The sequence below is a fragment of the Mesorhizobium sp. NBSH29 genome (genome assembly GCF_015500055.1).
In the GTDB taxonomy this organism is placed as follows: Bacteria; Pseudomonadota; Alphaproteobacteria; order Rhizobiales; family Rhizobiaceae; genus Neomesorhizobium.
The window spans coordinates 12569-28212 of the sequence record NZ_CP045493.1; the positions used below are offsets into that span (position 1 = coordinate 12569).

A 15644-nucleotide genomic window follows, 5' to 3' on the forward strand; every position below is an offset into this window, starting at 1 on the left:
TCACAAGCGCGGTGCACAAGATGAGAACATTTATGGGAATGATCGCCGCAAACCTGATCGCAGGCCTTGCAATTGCAGCCGTCGCGGCAGGCTCGGCGGCAGGAACCGAGGCCCTCTCGGCTTCGCAACTGAAGGAGCGCACGCACATTCACGGGCTGGCCGTCGACATGCAGGATACGGAAAAGCTTCTCATCGCAACCCACCATGGGATGTTCCGCGCCGGGCCGGACGGCAAAACGGAGCTCATTTCGCCCGTGCAAGACTTCATGGGATTCACGCCCGACCCATCCGACCCGAAGACGCTTTACGCCAGCGGCCATCCGGCTGGCGGCGGCAATCTGGGCTTCATCGCTTCCACCGACAATGGCGTCACCTGGGATCAGATTTCGCCGGGAGCAAACGGTCCAGTCGACTTCCACCAGATGACGGTCAGTTCTGCCGATCCACAGGTTCTCTACGGAGCCTATGGCGCGCTCCAGGTGAGCCGCGATGCCGGGAAGACATGGTCGATCGTTGGTCCGCTGCCGGAAAAGCTGATCGACCTTGCCGCGTCGGCAAAGGATGCCGACACGCTTTACGCAGCCACGGAGGCAGGCTTGTCCGTCAGCAGGGACGGGGGTCAAAGGTGGGAAACGGTCTTGGATGGCACGCCCGTCAGTCTCGTCGAGGTGGCGGCCGATGGTTCGGTCTACGCGTTCGTGCTTGGGCGTGGCCTTGTGCGGTCCGCTGAGTCCAACATCGACTTCAAGACGATTTCCGATATCTGGGGCGAACGAATCCTGCTGCATCTCGCGGTCGACCCGGCGGACAAGAACCGGATATTCGCGGCATCTCAACAAGGCGACATTCTGGCCAGCACCGACGGCGGCGCCAGTTGGACCGAACTTGGGGGTTGACGCAATCGCGCCCGGACATGAATGCGCTCCGCCTGCTGAGACTGGTCCATGGAAGGGCACGTCCGGACGACACCTTCTTGGAGATCACGTTACAATGATGAGTCTGTTCAAGCCTTCGGCGCTGTGACATCTTGGGTTGATGAACCTCTGGTCGCCCTTGAGCCGCCTCCTGCTGCCACTGGCCCTTTTCGCGCTGGTGCTTGCGCCTATGGCTGCTCCGTCGACTGCATGGGCGATGGCGGCGCCTGAGATGGCATCGATGATGCCGGTCGACATGCCCTGCTGCCCGGACGACCAGTCCGTGGTACCGGACTGCGCCAAGGATTGCCCATTTGCGGCGCTGTGCATATCGGGCCTCCTCAGCGGGACGGTCGCGGAGTCGCCTTCGTTTGTCCGTTTCCCGGTGCGGGACGGATACCTCAATGGTTGGGAAGCCGTCCTTACCTCGCTTGGCGGAGAGCCGCCGCCGAGACCTCCCAAATCCTGACTGCCATAGGCGCTCTCAGCGCCTGAACCCGTGCGGCCGAAAGCTGCGCGGGCGAAGCCGCATGGCGTTCGCCATGCCCAATGCCGCGCGAATACGCGGGTCCATGCCAGTCGGAACCTTGATCCATGAAATCGAATTTTTCCCTTCGCGCCGCGATGCTGGCGCTCGCGTCCCTCGTCGCTGTTTTCCAGGCGGCTGAGGCCGGGCCTAAAGACTACGAATTTCAGCTTGTCGACAATGAAATCAAGCAAGGTGACGGCGCGCCCGTGGCGGTCCGGCTAATCGACAAGCGGACAGGCAATCCGGTCACCGACGCGGTCGTCTTCGCTACCCGGATGGACATGGAGCCCGACGGAATGGAGGCGATGACCTCGCCCGTAGAGGCGATGCCGTCCAACGAACCCGGCGTTTATCGCTTCAGGACCAATCTGGTCATGGCCGGAGGCTGGCGTTTTTCGATCGCCGCAAAGGTGCAGGGCGAGGCTGAGACTGTCGAGAGCAGGCTGGTTCTTAAGGTCGTCCAATGAGCAGGGCCGGAGCATTCCTGGCGTTTGTTGTTGCCGTGGGAACCGGCGTCGGCGGATATTTAGCGGGACAGCGCGATCTGTCTGTCCCGACCGCCGGCGTGCGAGACATAAAGGCGATCGCGATGCGAGCGCTTGGCGCCGAGCCGGAACCGATGTCTTCAGATTCGCACCCGTCGGCAACGGTCATCTACTACCGCCATCCCGACGGAGATCCGATCGAGAACGCCCACAAGCATCTGGAGCGAGCACCGCCGGACAAGCCGAGGATCGAGGTGCTGATCGAGGCGGCGAGCGAGGTCGGCCCGGCGCTGTTTTTCAGCCTGCTGATCATCACGGTCTCGTTCCTGCCTATCTTCACGCTGGAAAGCCAGGAGGGACGGCTGTTCGGCCCGCTCGCCTTCACCAAGACGTTTGCGATGGCCGCGGCCGCGCTCCTGTCGGTGACGCTGGTTCCGGCGTTGATGGTGGTATTCGTGCGCGGCCGGATCGTGCCGGAGCACAAGAACCCGCTCAACCGGCTGCTGATCGCGCTCTACCGACCGATCATAAAGGGCGTGCTCCGGGCGAAGACTTTTACCATCCTGCTCGCGATCATGGCCCTTGCCGTGACTGTCTGGCCGGCGCGGCAGCTCGGGTCGGAGTTCATGCCGGCTCTCGACGAAGGCACGCTGATGTATATGCCGACGACGCTACCCGGCCTGTCGGTCACCAAGGCGGCGGAACTTATGCAGATGCAGGACCGCATCATCAAGTCGTTTCCCGAGGTGGAATCGGTGTTTGGCAAGGCCGGGAGGGCACAGACCGCGACCGATCCGGCGCCGATCGAGATGTTCGAGACCATCATCAACCTGAAGCCGAAGGAGGAATGGCGCGACGGCGTCACGTCCGAAAGCCTGAAGAGCGAAATGGACGCGGCGCTGCAATTTCCGGGCGTGTCTAATGCCTGGACCATGCCGATCCGCGCCCGCATCGACATGCTGTCGACCGGCATTCGCACGCCTGTCGGCGTCAAGGTCTATGGAACCGATCTCGGCGAGATGGAAAAGCTCGCGCGACAGGTCGAGGCGGTGCTGCGGAATGTGCCCGGCACTTCCAGCGCCTATGCCGAGCGCGTCATCGGCGGCTACTTCCTCGACATCGTCCCGAACCGCCAGTCCCTCGGCCGCTATGGCCTGTCGGTCGGCGACGTGCAGGACGTGATCGCGATGGCGCTCGGAGCGGAAGTCATCACCTCGACGGTCGAGGGACGCGAGCGCTACGGCGTCGCCATCCGCTATCCGCGCGCGCTCCGCAGCGACCCGCAGGCGATCGCGCGCGAGGTGCAGGTGGCGCTGCCCGGCGGCGGCTTCGTGCCGCTGGGCGAGGTTGCGAAGGTCGAGCTGACGCGCGGCGCGACCTCGATCCGCACCGAGAACGGCCAGCTCGCCGTCTACATCTTCGTCGACATCGCCGGCCGCGATCTCGGCGGCTATGTCGCCGACGCGCAGGCCGCGGTCGCCGCCGGCGTGGAGCTGCCAACCGGCTATTCGCTCGGCTGGAGTGGCCAGTTCGAATATCTGGAACGTGCGGAAGCAAGGTTGAAGATCGTAGTGCCGCTGACGCTGGCGCTGATCTTCCTGCTGCTGTTCCTGAATTTCCGCCGGATGACCGAGACGCTGATCGTCATGCTGTCGCTGCCGTTCGCGCTGGTCGGCGGCATCTGGCTGATGTGGTGGCTGGGCTTCAACACCTCGGTCGCGGTCGCGGTCGGCTTCATCGCGCTTGCGGGAGTCGCCGCCGAGACCGGGGTGATCATGCTGATCTATCTCGATCACGCTCTGACCGACGTCAAGACAAGATGCGCAGCTGAAAAACGCGCGTTCACGCGGGACGATCTCCATGCCGCCATCATGTTCGGCGCGGCGGAGCGCGTCAGGCCGAAGATGATGACCGTCGTCGCCATCATGGCTGGCTTGCTACCGATCCTCTGGAGCACCGGCGCCGGATCGGAAGTCATGCAGCGGATCGCCGTGCCGATGATCGGCGGTATGATCTCGTCGACGATCCTGACGCTGGTCGTCATCCCGGCCGTCTACGGGATCGTCAAGGGATGGCGGCTGCCGCGCGAGGCGATGGTCCGGGAGACGATCGAAACCGGAAATCCAGCCGGCGTTCCGGCTGAATAGGGAGAAATGCGATGATGAACGACATGATGTCGGGCGGAATAATGTGGGGCATGGGAATAGGCGGCCTGATCGTCCTGGCGATCATCGTTATCGTGATCGCCGCGCTTGTGAAGTTCGTATTTTTCAGGTGACAGCTTTGATCGAGAGGCGCGAGGCATGGAACCTCGCGCCTTCGAAAAATCGGCTGTCTAAGCCGCCATCGTCTGGCAGCTCTCCGCGCAGCGACGGCAGGTATCGACGCATTCCTGCATGTCGCCGAGGCGCTCGCAGTCATCCGCGCATTCGTTGCAGATTTCCGCGCATTCCCCGCAAATATGCTTGTGGTGCTCGGAGCCGATGAGCATGAAATGCGCCGAGGTCCGGCAGATTTCAGCGCAGGCCAACATCAGCGTGAAGTGCTGTTTTTCGGTGTGTTTGCCGCCCATTTCCAGGCAATGGCCCATCGCGGTCGAAAGGCACACGGAATAACAACGCAGGCATTCATCGATACAGTTTTTCATCTCGGGGCTGAGGTGATGCATGTCGGGATCCTTGTGTGGACGGGAGCGCCCTGCGGCGCTCCCTAGGGTTCACTTTGCGTTGGCTTCGAGCCACTGCGTGAACTCGCCGATCTCTTTGGTCTGGGCGTCGATGATCTTCTGCGCCATCTGCTTGGCCTCGTCGTTGTCGCCGAACTTCAGCTCGACTTCGGCCATGTCGATGGCGCCATAATGATGCGCAATCATCCCGCAGGCGAAGGCGACGTCCGGGTCTTTGGCCATCATCCCCGGCATCATGGCAGACTGCATTTTCATCATCCCTGCCATGTTTGCCTGCTGGGCTTCATCCATGCCCGACATGTCCATGCCGCCCATGTCTGGCATTTTGTGGTCAGCGGCCTGACCGCATTGCGCCGGCAATGGCGACGCAGCCATCGCCATCGGTTTTGATTCTTGTGCCGCAGCGGCTGAAACGAAGCCCGAGAGGAGCAGTGCTGTAGCGAATGCGAGTTTGGGGTTACCCATGATCTTTCTCCTGAATGCTGAACAATGACGTCCACGAGCCGTCTGGCTCTGGCGTCGCTCTACGAGGCGAAGCGCGCCGAGGATTTCGGGGGCCGGTCCAACCGGTACGGCATCAGAGAGGCGCCCAGACTGGCCGTTTCGGCGCTGACAAGAGACGCCGGTGGCACATTCGGCAAGGCATGTGGAGCTACCGCTATGCCAACCAGGCAATGAAGGACAGAACAGCATTGTCCGACGCCATGGGCGTCATTCGTGCATGGGATGGCTTTGCGGGCGGCGACATTCGGTTGTTCTGCCGCGTGTGAAACGAGCAATAGTGAGGCTGCGGATGGATGATTGCTGTCAGTGATTTCGGCAAACGCTGTTGCGGAAAAGATAACACACAGCGCCACAAGGATCGCGCAGACTGATTTCGCCCGATCGAGGAGCCGCAAAAAACCTGCTTGTGACATGTCGATTTAACGAAGGCCCGCGGGCTTTGTTCCGAGCGATGCTTCCAACGCCGCGCGGCTAGGCCGTGTGGACGAATTGACTCAGGTATAGCTTTTGGGGTTCCGCTGACCAATCCAGTCTGATTCATGGATTGTCGACTGATTTGGAGGTCGGCGATGTCCACGAGGATGACGGAAACGGATTGGGCGAACACGCTGGAGGTTTTCCGCGCTTGCCTGCCACGGCGAGGCCGCAAGGCTGCGGACGACCGGCTTTTTCTGGAAGCCATGCACTTCTTCACGGTGGAGAATGTGCGCTGGCGTGCGCTGCCGGAACGCTTTGGCCACTGGAACTCAGTGTGGAAGCGCTTTGACCGGCTGAGCAAAGCCGGCGTGTTCGAAGCCTTCTTCGACACGTTGGCCGAGATGAGCGCATCGGCCCATCTGATCCAGATGTTCGATTCCACCATTGTGCGCGCCCATGTCTCGGCAGCGGGCGCAAAGGGGGGCAGCAAGGCCAGGCGCTCGGCCGCTCGCGCGGCGGGTTCACAACGAAAATCCACGCCAAGGCGGACAATTCGGGCGACATCATTGCGTTCGATCTGACCGGTGGCCAAGTTGCCGACACAACCCGCTTTGAGACCCTGCTCGACATAGGGCCGGACATCACCCCACGTGCCGCGCTGGGCGACAAAGGCTATTCCAGCAAGGCCAATCGTGCAGCCGCGCGGACACGCGGCATCGCCCCGGTGATCCCTCACAAGGCCAACGAGAAAAACAGGCCAGCCTTCTTCGCCCAGACGCTCTACAAGGCGCGCGCCCGTATCGAACAAGGCTTCGGGCGGCTCAAGCGCTTCAAACGCGTCGCCCTGCGATGCGAAAAGACAGCACGAAATTTCCGCTCAATCGTAAGCTTCGCAGCAGGCCTATGCTTGATCAAATTCGTCCACACGGCCTAGTAGAAGTATGAGTGATTCTGCTGAGCTTGGTCGTGAGTCGCTCGCCGGATCGCCGCAGGCGGGTGGCGGACACCCGTGTGCACCCTAATAGAAGTATGAGTGCCCAGTTTTGATACGAGAGTTCCCAAGATCTGGTAAGACATTGAAATATCAAAGAAAAACAACGCGAGTTAGAGCGATTTCAGGACGCAGGCGGGTATGGCGTTAAGACTTCGTTAACGCAATTTCTCTTGCCGTATCGAGGGAATCGCACATACTGGCGCTAAATCGGTGCGTTATCCTAAGTTAGCGCTATTTTCTCTTGAGACGGAAACTAGATGGACGCGTTGCCCTCTTTCGAATTCGACGACAGGATTCTCGCCCAAGGCGCAGAAATCTCGCGCAAGCTCGACCAATTGCGTATGGAGAAGTTTCCGCCGAATGCCGAAAAGACGTTGCGGGCCTTCGGCATGGCAGAAGCTGCTCACTACCTGGGCGTGACCCCCAACAACCTCAAGCGACTGCATCTCGAAAGCAAGGGCCCTACCCCACAGATCGGCGGCGGCGGTCGGAGGTCGTACACGGCACAACAGATCGTCGAACTCAGGCACTATCTCGACAAGAACGGTCGGTCAGACGCTAAGAAATACGTGCCCGGCCGCAAGCGGGAAGAGAAGCTGCAGGTCATCGCCGTTGTCAACTTCAAGGGCGGCTCTGGCAAGACGACCACGGCGACCCATCTCGCCCAACACCTCGCGCTGACCGGGCATCGGTTGCTCGCCATCGACCTCGACCCCCAGGCCTCCTTGTCAGCATTGCATGGCTTCCAGCCGGAGCTCGACAAGAATCCGTCGCTCTACGACTCCATCCGTTACGACGATCCAAAACCCTTGGTGGACGTCATCCAGGCCACGAATTTCCCGCTCCTCGATATCGTCCCTGCGAACCTCGAACTTCAGGAGTATGAGTATGAGACGCCGCTGGCGATGCAGACATCGCAGGAAGGCAAGCGCTTCTTCACCCGACTCGGAAAGGTGCTTGAGAGCGTCGACGACCGCTACGACGTCGTCATTATCGATTGTCCGCCGCAGCTCGGCTACCTTACCCTCACTGCGCTCAGCGCCGCGACCTCGGTATTGATTACGGTCCATCCACAGATGCTGGATCTCATGTCGATGAGCCAGTTCCTGCTCATGCTCGGCAACATCGCCAAGACAATTAAGAAGGCCGGGGCCAACTTCAAGCTGGACTGGCTCCGATATCTGATCACCCGGTTCGAACCGACCGATGTCCCGCAGGCGCAGATGCTTGGCTTCATGCAGTCCATGCTAGCAGAGGACATCCTCAAGAACCCTATGCTCAAGTCGACGGCGGTCTCGGACGCCGGCCTCACCAAGCAGTCGCTCTACGAGGTCGAGCGCGCGAATTTCAATCGGGACACGTACGACCGCGCGATCGAGAGCCTCGACGCGGTAAACTTCGAAATTCAGGGGCTCATTCACCGAGCGTGGGGGCGGCCATGAAGTTGACGGCCGTAAAAGACGCTAAAAAGCCACGAGTTTTCAAAGGACTAGCTTCGTGGCGCGAGTGCGATCATGACACGCTTGTTCGCAGAGTAGGTATCGGCTTCGGGAAGTTGACGGCCGTAAAAATCACCGAAAAAACATGGCGGATCAAAGCTCTAACGGCTTGGGGAGGGGGCTAGATGGCACGCAAGAACCCGTTCTCAAGCGTGCTCAACAGCGACGATACTCCTTCCGAAAACCGCGCGGTTCTCGATTACGCAGCCAAGGGTGCGACCCGCTCACTGTTGAGTTCAATAGACGAGATGGCTGCCCAGGCCGGCAAGCTGCTCGAAGGCGAAACAATCGTCGAGCTAGACCCTGCTTTGATAGACGACTCTTTTGCCAAAGACCGGTTCTCCCTCGAGGGCGACGACTATCGGGACGAGCTTGAGCGCGTCGTAGCGGCCGTGCGGGAGCGTGGGCAGGACACGCCAGTTCTCGTCAGGCCGCATCCCCAGCAGCCAGGCCGATATATGCTGGTCTTCGGCCATTTGAGGCGCCTGTCAGCCGTCAAACTCGGGCGCAAGGTTCGAGCCGTCATCAAGCAGATGACCGACCGCGAGCACGTGATTGCGCAGGGCCAAGAGAACAACGGCCGCGCGAACACCTCATTCATCGAGAAGGCTGTATTCGCCGCAGATATCGTCAATCGCCATTTCGACGATGATAACTCGACGGTTATGGCAGCCCTGGGAGCCGACAAGTCCACGCTGTCAAAGATGCTCGCGGTTGCCAGCTTGCCGGAACCACTCTTGAAGGGCATTGGGCGCGCGACGCGGATCGGCCGTGACCGCTGGTACGACCTCAAACTGCTGCTCGACAAGCCAAGTAACTTGGACAAGGCGCTCCAATTCGTCGCGTCGCCGGCAGGCGCCGCGCGGTCGAGCGACCAGCGCTTTGAGACCCTATCCATGCACCTCAAGGCAACCAAGGCCGGCGCGGGTTCGAAGAAGGCGGCCCCAGCCCGGAGCAGCTGGGCGCCCGCAGACGGCCGCCTCGCAGCTGAGACGGTATCTCATGGGAAGAAGTTCACCCTTGCTCTCAAGGCAAGGGGACCCGACGCGCGAGCGTTCGGAGGCTACCTGACGGAGCACCTCGATCGACTCTACGAGGAGTTCCGGCAGCAAAACGACACGAGAACCAACGGAGAATAACCCCGCAAAAGAAAAAGGCCCCCGAAAACAGATTCCGGAAGGCCCTTCTCGGCGTGTGGTAGCCCGAGAATCGCACTTCCTCGAATCGCAGTCAAGGCCCCGTAGGGCCAGCACCGCTTTGGCGGCCGGACTTCTTTTGCCTTTCGATAGGTGAAAAACAATGCAGACGCATGTAGCAACGACGCCCTTTGGGCGGCGGCCGATGACGCTTGGCCTGATTTCAAGCCAGGTGACGGCCAGGAACATCGAACATGGCGCCAAGGTCTCGAAATGGCAGGTGTTCCGGGACATCCGCGAAGCAAAGGAACTTCTCGGGGCGACAGATCGCGCCTTGGCGATCCTGAACGCCCTGCTGACCTTCCATCGCGACGAGGAACTGACGGGGGAGGGCAACCTTGTTGTCTTTCCATCAAACGAGCATCTCATCAGGCGCGCGAACGGCATGTCGCCGGCGACGCTGAGACGTCACCTTGCCAACCTTGTGAGCTCCGGCCTGATCATTCGCCGGGACAGCCCGAACGGCAAACGGTTCGCTCGGAGAGGGCAGGGCGGCGCGATCGAGCAGGCCTACGGCTTCGATCTCTCGCCAATCCTGGCGCGAGCCATTGAGTTTCGGGAACTGGCGGAAGCCGCCGCAGCCGAGCGTAAGGCTTTTCACTTGGTCAGGGAGCGGCTGACCATCTGTCGGCGCGACGTGGTCAAGATGATCGAGGCCGGCATCAACGAGAACGTGCCGGGCAACTGGCACGGCTTTCTGCGCCGCTACGAGACGATCATTGCCCGACTTCCGAGAACGGCGCCGCGCCAGGTTCTCGACGCGCTTGCCGACGAATTGGAAGACCTTTGGGCGGACGTCCATCAGACGTTGGAATTATTTGTCAAATCAGAAGATATGAGCGCCAATGAGTCTCATTTTGAGCGCCACATACAAAATTCAAGCCCAAATAATCATCCTACCGGTGAAATTAAAAACGGCTTAGGAAACAGAGATGAAGCGAGCGGCGGCGCCGAGCATACTGACAATTTGCGCAGCCTGCCAAGACGGGATCTGCCGTTGGGGATGGTGCTGAGCGCCTGCCCGGACATCGTGCCCTACGCCGAAGGCGGGCAAATTCGGACCTGGCGGGATCTTGCCGCCGCCGCCGGTCGAGCCCGACCGAGCATGGGTGTGAGCCCGACGGCCTGGCAGGAGGCGACTGAGGCCATGGGTCCGCAAAACGCCGCGATCGTGTTGGCGGCGATCCTGCAGCGGGCCAAGCATATTCACAGCCGCGGCGGGTATTTGCGCGACCTGGTGGAGCGAGCCCGGCAGCAGAAATTCTCGGTGTGGCCGATGATTACGGCGCTACTCAACGCTAGGATGGAGGCGATGGAAAAGGCCGCGGCAGCCAGTACGTCAAGCGGGCAGGGTGCTGACGCCGGAACCATCACCGGTTCGCTCGAGATCAGCAGCGCGCTGCGCGACAGCATGAAGAAAAAAGGCTGGTGACGATGTCCGGCTTATTATCCGGCGCCCACTCCGCCGATCAGCCCGGCGCGTCGGGCCCTGTCGATCAGGTTCTTGACCGAAGACGGCGACCATTTCGAGCCGCCCCTGGGCGTCCGTTCGTGGAGCCGCTCGAGTTGGCCAGCGATCTCGCGCAGCGTGAGATCGCTGTTGGATGCGTGAATGCCGGCCACCAGTGTCATCAGCCGGTCTTCCGGTAGGCGTGGCGGTGACTTCTTGAGCAGGGCCGGATCGGCCAGGTGCTCGGCAATCAGCCATTTGACAGCCCGGCGGAGGCGTTCCGGAGTCCAGCTGAGCCCCCGCTGCTTCAGCACGCGGGCAATGTCGTCCCAGGTGTGATCCGGGCGCATGCGCCGCACCGTCGGCAGCCATTGGTTGACTGTTGCCTGGACGCGCGTGCCATAGGCCGCCTTCTGAGCCGCCGTCATCTTCGCCAAGGCTTCCGGCCGGCCTTCGCGGACCCCTGGATTGCCGGGAAGCTTGCCCTTGGCCTTCGCCGCTCGGATTCCAGCCTTGGTGCGTTCCGAGATTAGCGCGCGTTCGAGCTGTGCCACGGCGCCGAGGACCTGCAGGGAGAACATTCCCTGCGGTGTCGTGGTGTCAATCGGGTCCCGCAGAGACCGGAAGTGGGCGTTCTTTAAGGTCAGGTCATCGATGACCTCAAGCAGGTGGCTGACGGAACGGGCCAGACGATCTAGCCGCACGACGACCAGCGTGTCGCCGGCGCCAATCTCGCGTAGGAGTTTCGACAAAGCAGGGCGCGCACGCGATGCGCCAGATCCGTGTTCCTGGACGATGACGTCACAGCCAGCCGTGCGCAGTTCCATTTCCTGCGCCTGGGTCGCTTGCTCGTCCGTTGAGACGCGCGCATAGCCGATCAGCCGGCCCTGTGGTCGACGGGAAGCTTGATTTTTGGTGTCAGCGGCCATCTGGATCGCCTAAGAGAGCCCATTGAGAGCGGTTTTCCAAACACAGAGGATAAGGATAACCGATCGGATGTAGGCGTCACTTGCCATCCGACCACTTGTTAGCGCGACCCTATCTTGCTATATGACCACTATAGTCATTATGGGAAGTGCGCGAATGAGAGAGATCCAGCTCAAGGACGCCAAGGCGACGCTATCTGCTGTCGTCGATCAGGCAATTAGCGGTAATCCGGCGATTATCACCCGACACGGTAGAAAAGAAGCAGTCGTGCTTTCGTTCAACGAATACCAAAAGCTGTCCCACGTTCCAAGTTTTGGACGGCTGCTGGCGTCATTTCCAGGTGACGAAGGCGATATTCCGGCGCGTGGAGACAAGCCAAGCCGTGCTGTCGATCTCTAATGTTCCTGGTAGATACAAATGTCATTTCCGCGTTGGCGCCAGCCAAACGACCGGGCTCTAGTGAATTGGTCGAATGGCTCGACAAGGCCAGTTCTCAGCTTTTCCTATCGGTGATTTCGGCTGCCGAGGTGAGATCTGGGATCGCCAAGGCAGAACGGGATCGAGCTACCACGAAAGCGCGGCAACTGACGGAGTGGTGGGAAAGCATCGAGTATCTCTACGCGGAGAAGCTCCTTCCTTTCGATTTGAAATGTGCGCATGCGGCGGGTCATATCCTGGACGATGCTCGCGCGCATCAGCCGGGTTTCGAAGACATCGCCATCGCGGCGACGGCTCGCGTGTATGGCCTAACAGTGCTGACTCGCAACCTGAGGCATTTCGAACCGCTTGGCGTTCGAGCAGTAGATCCTTTCACAGCCCTTCCCGAGCTATAACGGGGTAGGGGAGGGGGCTTTTTATCTCTACAGCCCTGAAGCCTTGGTGAGATTGACCCGAAAGCGGTCGCGCCGCCGCTGATATTTGCGGGTCATCTCGGCCGACGCGTGGCCAAGTTGCTTTTGCACATAGCGTTCGTCGACCTCGGCCGAGGAGGCGAGGCCGGCCCGCAGCGAATGCCCGGCAAACAGCTTCCCGCGTTCGCCCTCCGACAGATCGCCACGCACGCCGGCGGCGAGCGCCGCGCGCTTGACCAGCCGGGCGACTTCCTGATCGTTAAGTCGATCCGCGCCGACAGCTTTGCCTTGGCCTGAGACCCGCCGGAACAGCGGGCCATGGGCTATTCGCGCGAACTTCAGCCAGCTCTCCAATGCCACAACCGGACAGGTGGCGTCGGCGGAACCACGGCCGACCTCGACCTCGCGCCAGCCGGTTTTACCGCGCAGCGTGACCAAAATGCCTTTCTCTAGAACCTCGACCCAGCCGCAACCGTCTTCGGTCTGATCCCTACCAACGTCGAGACCGACGATTTCGGAACGGCGCAGCCCGCCGGCAAAGCCGAGCAGAAGCATGGCGCGGTCACGCAGGCCGCGCAGCGTGCCGCGGTCGAGCGTCTCCAGCATGGCAATGAGATCTTCCGGAAGGATCGCTTCCTTCTGGCGGGGAGGCGAGGCATGTCTATTGCGAATGCCGGCCATGACCGTGGCGATGTGACGGTCCTTGCGGTCGAGCGGCTGGCCCCGCTGTGTATAATTCCAGGTCAGGGAGGAAAGGCGGCGTTGGATTGTCGCCACCGAGTTCGGCTTTTTGTCCCTGGTCGTCGTGCCTACGGCACTTCCGGAGGCGCAGGCGGTGATGTAGAGCCCGACGGTCTGTGGATCTGGCGGCAACACCTCCAGGTTTTGCCGGCGGCACCAAGCGCAAAAATGCTTCCAGTCGGCGGCATAGGCCCGGCGGGTGTTGGCCGAGCTCGCGGCCTCTATATAGTCTCGGGCACGGCCGGCGAGGTTTTCCAGATGCGCTGGAACCCGTTGCTGAGAACCGATCGCCGGCAACGCGGGGGAGGGGGCATCGACCAGATGGTAGTCCGGCGCCTTGCCCATCTCCATGACGAGGTCGATGATATCCGGCAGGTCGTCTTCTCTAAACGTGTCAGGCTCGGCCGACGGCCGCGCGGAAACATCGTCATCCGCGCCCGTGCTGTGGGACGGTCCGGAAGGTCGCTCGACGTGATTTTTTGGGTTTTGCTCAACGTTTCGGGTCATTTCTCATATAGAGAACAAAACGAACGATAATGCAACATTATCAGTCGTTATTTGTCCACGACAGGCTGTGCGTTTTTGTGCGGCGATGATGGTATAAAGCGCACGGTCGATTTATCATCCATTTCATGATTCGTGCCGAGCCATTGCCTGCTGCCTCGCCGTCGCCGCCACGCGTGCCAGCCTGGGCGTTGCCGGCCGGACCGGTCGAACACGAAACCGATGCCGCTTTCTTTGTCGGCGCAGCCCTGAATTCGCTCGACTTTTCTGTTAGCTCCGAGCCGACATGGGCCGGCGCCTGGCGCCAGCGGCTCGCCCTGAAATGCGCCGCCGCGGCCGTGCGCCTCGCCGGCCGCTCCGAGGACGAGGCCGCGCTGCGCGATGCTTGGTATCTGCGTCCTGCCGACGGCGATCCCGGTCCCGCCGGCAGAATTCTGGCCGCATGGCGGCAGCTGGCATCGCGCCCGCCGGCAATCGACGCCGAAAGAGTGGCCGAGGTGGTCGAACTGCTTGGCCTGCGCTGGGATGACGGTTTTGCCGATCTTCCGGGGGCAGTTGACGATCTGATCCGCTCCGGTCGGCCGGCGCCATTTGCCGTCGCGGCAGTCGCCAGCCGTATTGTTTCGGTGTCGCCGGGAGCGGAATTGCTGGCCTGGTGGTGTGCCGATCTGGTGCTAGCGCAAAAACTGCGTTGGCTCCGGCCGGTGCCGCTGTTGATGGCCAAGGTATTTTCCCCAGCCTTCCGAACCAGTGACGATCGGGGCAAGCGGATTCGGCCGGGAGAGCAAAAGGAATTTGAAAGGGCGGTGTGCCTGGCGCTGGCGCAGGGCGCGGATGACGCCTTGCGGCTGGCCGCAGACCTGTCGCGGCGCGCCGGGCGGCTTGCGGCGGTGGTGCCAAAGCTGCGCGCCAAGGGGGCAGGGGAGGTGGTCAAAAAACTGCTCGACGATGATGCTGTGCCCGGCTCGCTGACCACCAAAACCCTGTCGCGGTTCGGGGCGCGGCGTCTGTTCGAGCGGCTGCAAACATTCGAGGCAGTACGGGAGCTGTCCGGTCGCGACTCCTTCCGGCTGTTTGGGCTGTAACCATGGCCGGATCTGCCGCACGCAAAGGGCCAATTGGCCAGCCGGCGCTGCTCGACACCGAGCTCGAGCACCTGCCGCCGGAACTGCGCTGGCGTGAATGGATGGGCCGGGTCGAAGCGGTGATCTTTGCCGCCAGCGCGCCCGCGACTCGTGAGACTCTGGCGCGCGTCGTCGGCAAGACCTGCAACATCGAGCTGATCATCGACGACATCCGCGCCGAGCTCGCCGGCCGGCCCTACGAGCTGGTCTCGGTCGCCGGCGGCTGGCAGCACCGGACCAAAAAGGCGTTTGGTGACGTCATCCGCACCGCCTCAGGCCAGGCAGAGAGCTTACGGGCACTGTCGCAATCGGAAGGATTGGTGTTGATGTGCATCGCCTATTTCCAGCCAATCACGCGCAGCGAACTCTCTTCGTTCTTCGGCAAGGAGGTGTCGCGCGACCTGATCGGGGTTCTCCGCTCGCAGGATCTTATTGCGTCCGGGCCACGCTCACCGCAGCCGGGAGCGCCCTATACCTATGTGACGACGAAGGCGTTTTTATCCCACTTTGGCTTCGACACGCTGCGCGATTTGCCGGATTTCGAGGCGCTCGAGGATGCCGGGTTGTTGTCGAAGGACAAAATGCTGGCAGGGGATATCCCCTTTGGATTGGCTGGCGGGGGAGACGTAGACGATTGCGACATCGCCTGACGATCTAACTCAAAGCCCAGCAGTTATTGCTGCCGGCAGGGCGCTCTTGGCCTCATTGGCGAACTCAGACTACGCAAGATGAGGGCAGGACGGCTTCGCGCGTGCGGAATTTTATATGATCAATCGCTGTTGCCTGCAGCACTCGCGAGCTTTACGCAATTATCGAACTTGGC

At 61.3% G+C, this 15644-nt stretch carries 16 protein-coding genes and 2 pseudogenes; 13 read left to right on the forward strand and 5 right to left on the reverse strand.

Annotated features, from left to right (window positions below):
* Positions 1-20: 20 nt before the first annotated feature.
* Positions 21-896: a WD40/YVTN/BNR-like repeat-containing protein gene (locus tag GA830_RS18045; RefSeq protein WP_195165058.1), complete on the forward strand. Its 876-nt coding sequence runs from the start codon at positions 21-23 to the stop codon at positions 894-896.
* Between the two features lie 84 nt (positions 897-980).
* On the opposite strand, the gene GA830_RS18050 is transcribed toward GA830_RS18045, so the two are convergent.
* On the reverse strand, positions 981-1244 hold the full coding sequence (locus GA830_RS18050) for a hypothetical protein (protein ID WP_195165059.1): 264 nt from the start codon (positions 1242-1244) through the stop codon (positions 981-983).
* Between the two features lie 264 nt (positions 1245-1508).
* On the opposite strand from GA830_RS18050, the gene GA830_RS18055 reads away from it, so the two are divergent.
* Positions 1509-1910 carry a FixH family protein gene (locus tag GA830_RS18055; RefSeq protein WP_195165060.1) on the forward strand — a complete coding sequence of 134 codons (402 nt, stop codon included), beginning with the start codon at positions 1509-1511 and terminating at the stop codon, positions 1908-1910.
* Between the two features lie 215 nt (positions 1911-2125).
* Positions 2126-4075 (forward strand): annotated as a pseudogene (locus GA830_RS18060) (efflux RND transporter permease subunit); the annotation flags it as partial.
* Between the two features lie 188 nt (positions 4076-4263).
* On the opposite strand, the gene GA830_RS18065 reads toward GA830_RS18060, so the two are convergent.
* Both GA830_RS18065 and copM read right to left on the reverse strand, forming a co-directional pair.
* Positions 4264-4596, reverse strand: coding sequence for a four-helix bundle copper-binding protein (locus GA830_RS18065; protein WP_195165061.1), 333 nt, complete (start codon positions 4594-4596; stop codon positions 4264-4266).
* Positions 4597-4644: 48 nt separating this feature from the next.
* Complete coding sequence (copM, locus tag GA830_RS18070; RefSeq protein ID WP_374939337.1) at positions 4645-5079, reverse strand: CopM family metallochaperone; 435 nt, start codon at positions 5077-5079, stop codon at positions 4645-4647.
* Positions 5080-5258: 179 nt separating this feature from the next.
* On the opposite strand from copM, the gene GA830_RS20085 reads away from it, so the two are divergent.
* The 6 genes and pseudogenes from GA830_RS20085 (at position 5259) to repC (ending at position 10656) form a co-directional block, all read left to right on the forward strand.
* Complete coding sequence (locus GA830_RS20085; RefSeq protein ID WP_258045711.1) at positions 5259-5384, forward strand: hypothetical protein; 126 nt, start codon at positions 5259-5261, stop codon at positions 5382-5384.
* A gap of 303 nt (positions 5385-5687) precedes the next feature.
* A complete protein-coding gene (locus GA830_RS20090) occupies positions 5688-6116 on the forward strand; it encodes a transposase (protein WP_258045393.1) in 429 nt (142 codons plus the stop codon).
* A pseudogene (locus GA830_RS20460) lies at positions 6056-6469 on the forward strand (transposase); the annotation flags it as partial. The gene GA830_RS20090 and the pseudogene GA830_RS20460, both read left to right, overlap by 61 nt.
* 317 nt (positions 6470-6786) lie before the next feature.
* Positions 6787-7971, forward strand: a complete 1185-nt coding sequence (gene repA, locus GA830_RS18080) for a plasmid partitioning protein RepA (RefSeq protein WP_195165062.1) — start codon at positions 6787-6789, stop codon at positions 7969-7971.
* Positions 7972-8153: 182 nt separating this feature from the next.
* Positions 8154-9167, forward strand: a complete 1014-nt coding sequence (repB, locus tag GA830_RS18085) for a plasmid partitioning protein RepB (protein WP_195165063.1) — start codon at positions 8154-8156, stop codon at positions 9165-9167.
* Between the two features lie 160 nt (positions 9168-9327).
* Positions 9328-10656: a plasmid replication protein RepC gene (gene repC, locus GA830_RS18090; protein WP_195165064.1), complete on the forward strand. Its 1329-nt coding sequence runs from the start codon at positions 9328-9330 to the stop codon at positions 10654-10656.
* 14 nt (positions 10657-10670) lie between these two features.
* Here repC and GA830_RS18095 read toward each other — a convergent pair whose 3' ends face one another.
* Complete coding sequence (locus tag GA830_RS18095; protein WP_195165065.1) at positions 10671-11603, reverse strand: recombinase family protein; 933 nt, start codon at positions 11601-11603, stop codon at positions 10671-10673.
* A 154-nt stretch (positions 11604-11757) separates the two neighbouring features.
* On the opposite strand from GA830_RS18095, the gene GA830_RS18100 reads away from it, so the two are divergent.
* Positions 11758-12000 carry a type II toxin-antitoxin system Phd/YefM family antitoxin gene (locus GA830_RS18100; RefSeq protein WP_195165066.1) on the forward strand — a complete coding sequence of 81 codons (243 nt, stop codon included), beginning with the start codon at positions 11758-11760 and terminating at the stop codon, positions 11998-12000.
* Positions 12000-12434, forward strand: coding sequence for a type II toxin-antitoxin system VapC family toxin (locus GA830_RS18105; RefSeq protein WP_195165067.1), 435 nt, complete (start codon positions 12000-12002; stop codon positions 12432-12434). Before GA830_RS18100 ends, GA830_RS18105 begins: the two co-directional genes overlap by 1 nt.
* 27 nt (positions 12435-12461) lie before the next feature.
* Here GA830_RS18105 and GA830_RS18110 read toward each other — a convergent pair whose 3' ends face one another.
* Positions 12462-13700: a site-specific integrase gene (locus GA830_RS18110; RefSeq protein WP_195165068.1), complete on the reverse strand. Its 1239-nt coding sequence runs from the start codon at positions 13698-13700 to the stop codon at positions 12462-12464.
* 125 nt (positions 13701-13825) lie between these two features.
* On the opposite strand from GA830_RS18110, the gene GA830_RS18115 reads away from it, so the two are divergent.
* Positions 13826-14782 (forward strand): DUF1403 family protein, encoded by a 957-nt coding sequence (locus GA830_RS18115; RefSeq protein WP_195165069.1) that lies wholly within the window; start codon positions 13826-13828, stop codon positions 14780-14782.
* Between the two features lie 2 nt (positions 14783-14784).
* A complete protein-coding gene (gene scpB / locus GA830_RS18120) occupies positions 14785-15471 on the forward strand; it encodes an SMC-Scp complex subunit ScpB (protein ID WP_195165070.1) in 687 nt (228 codons plus the stop codon).
* The last annotated feature ends 173 nt before the right edge of the window (positions 15472-15644 follow it).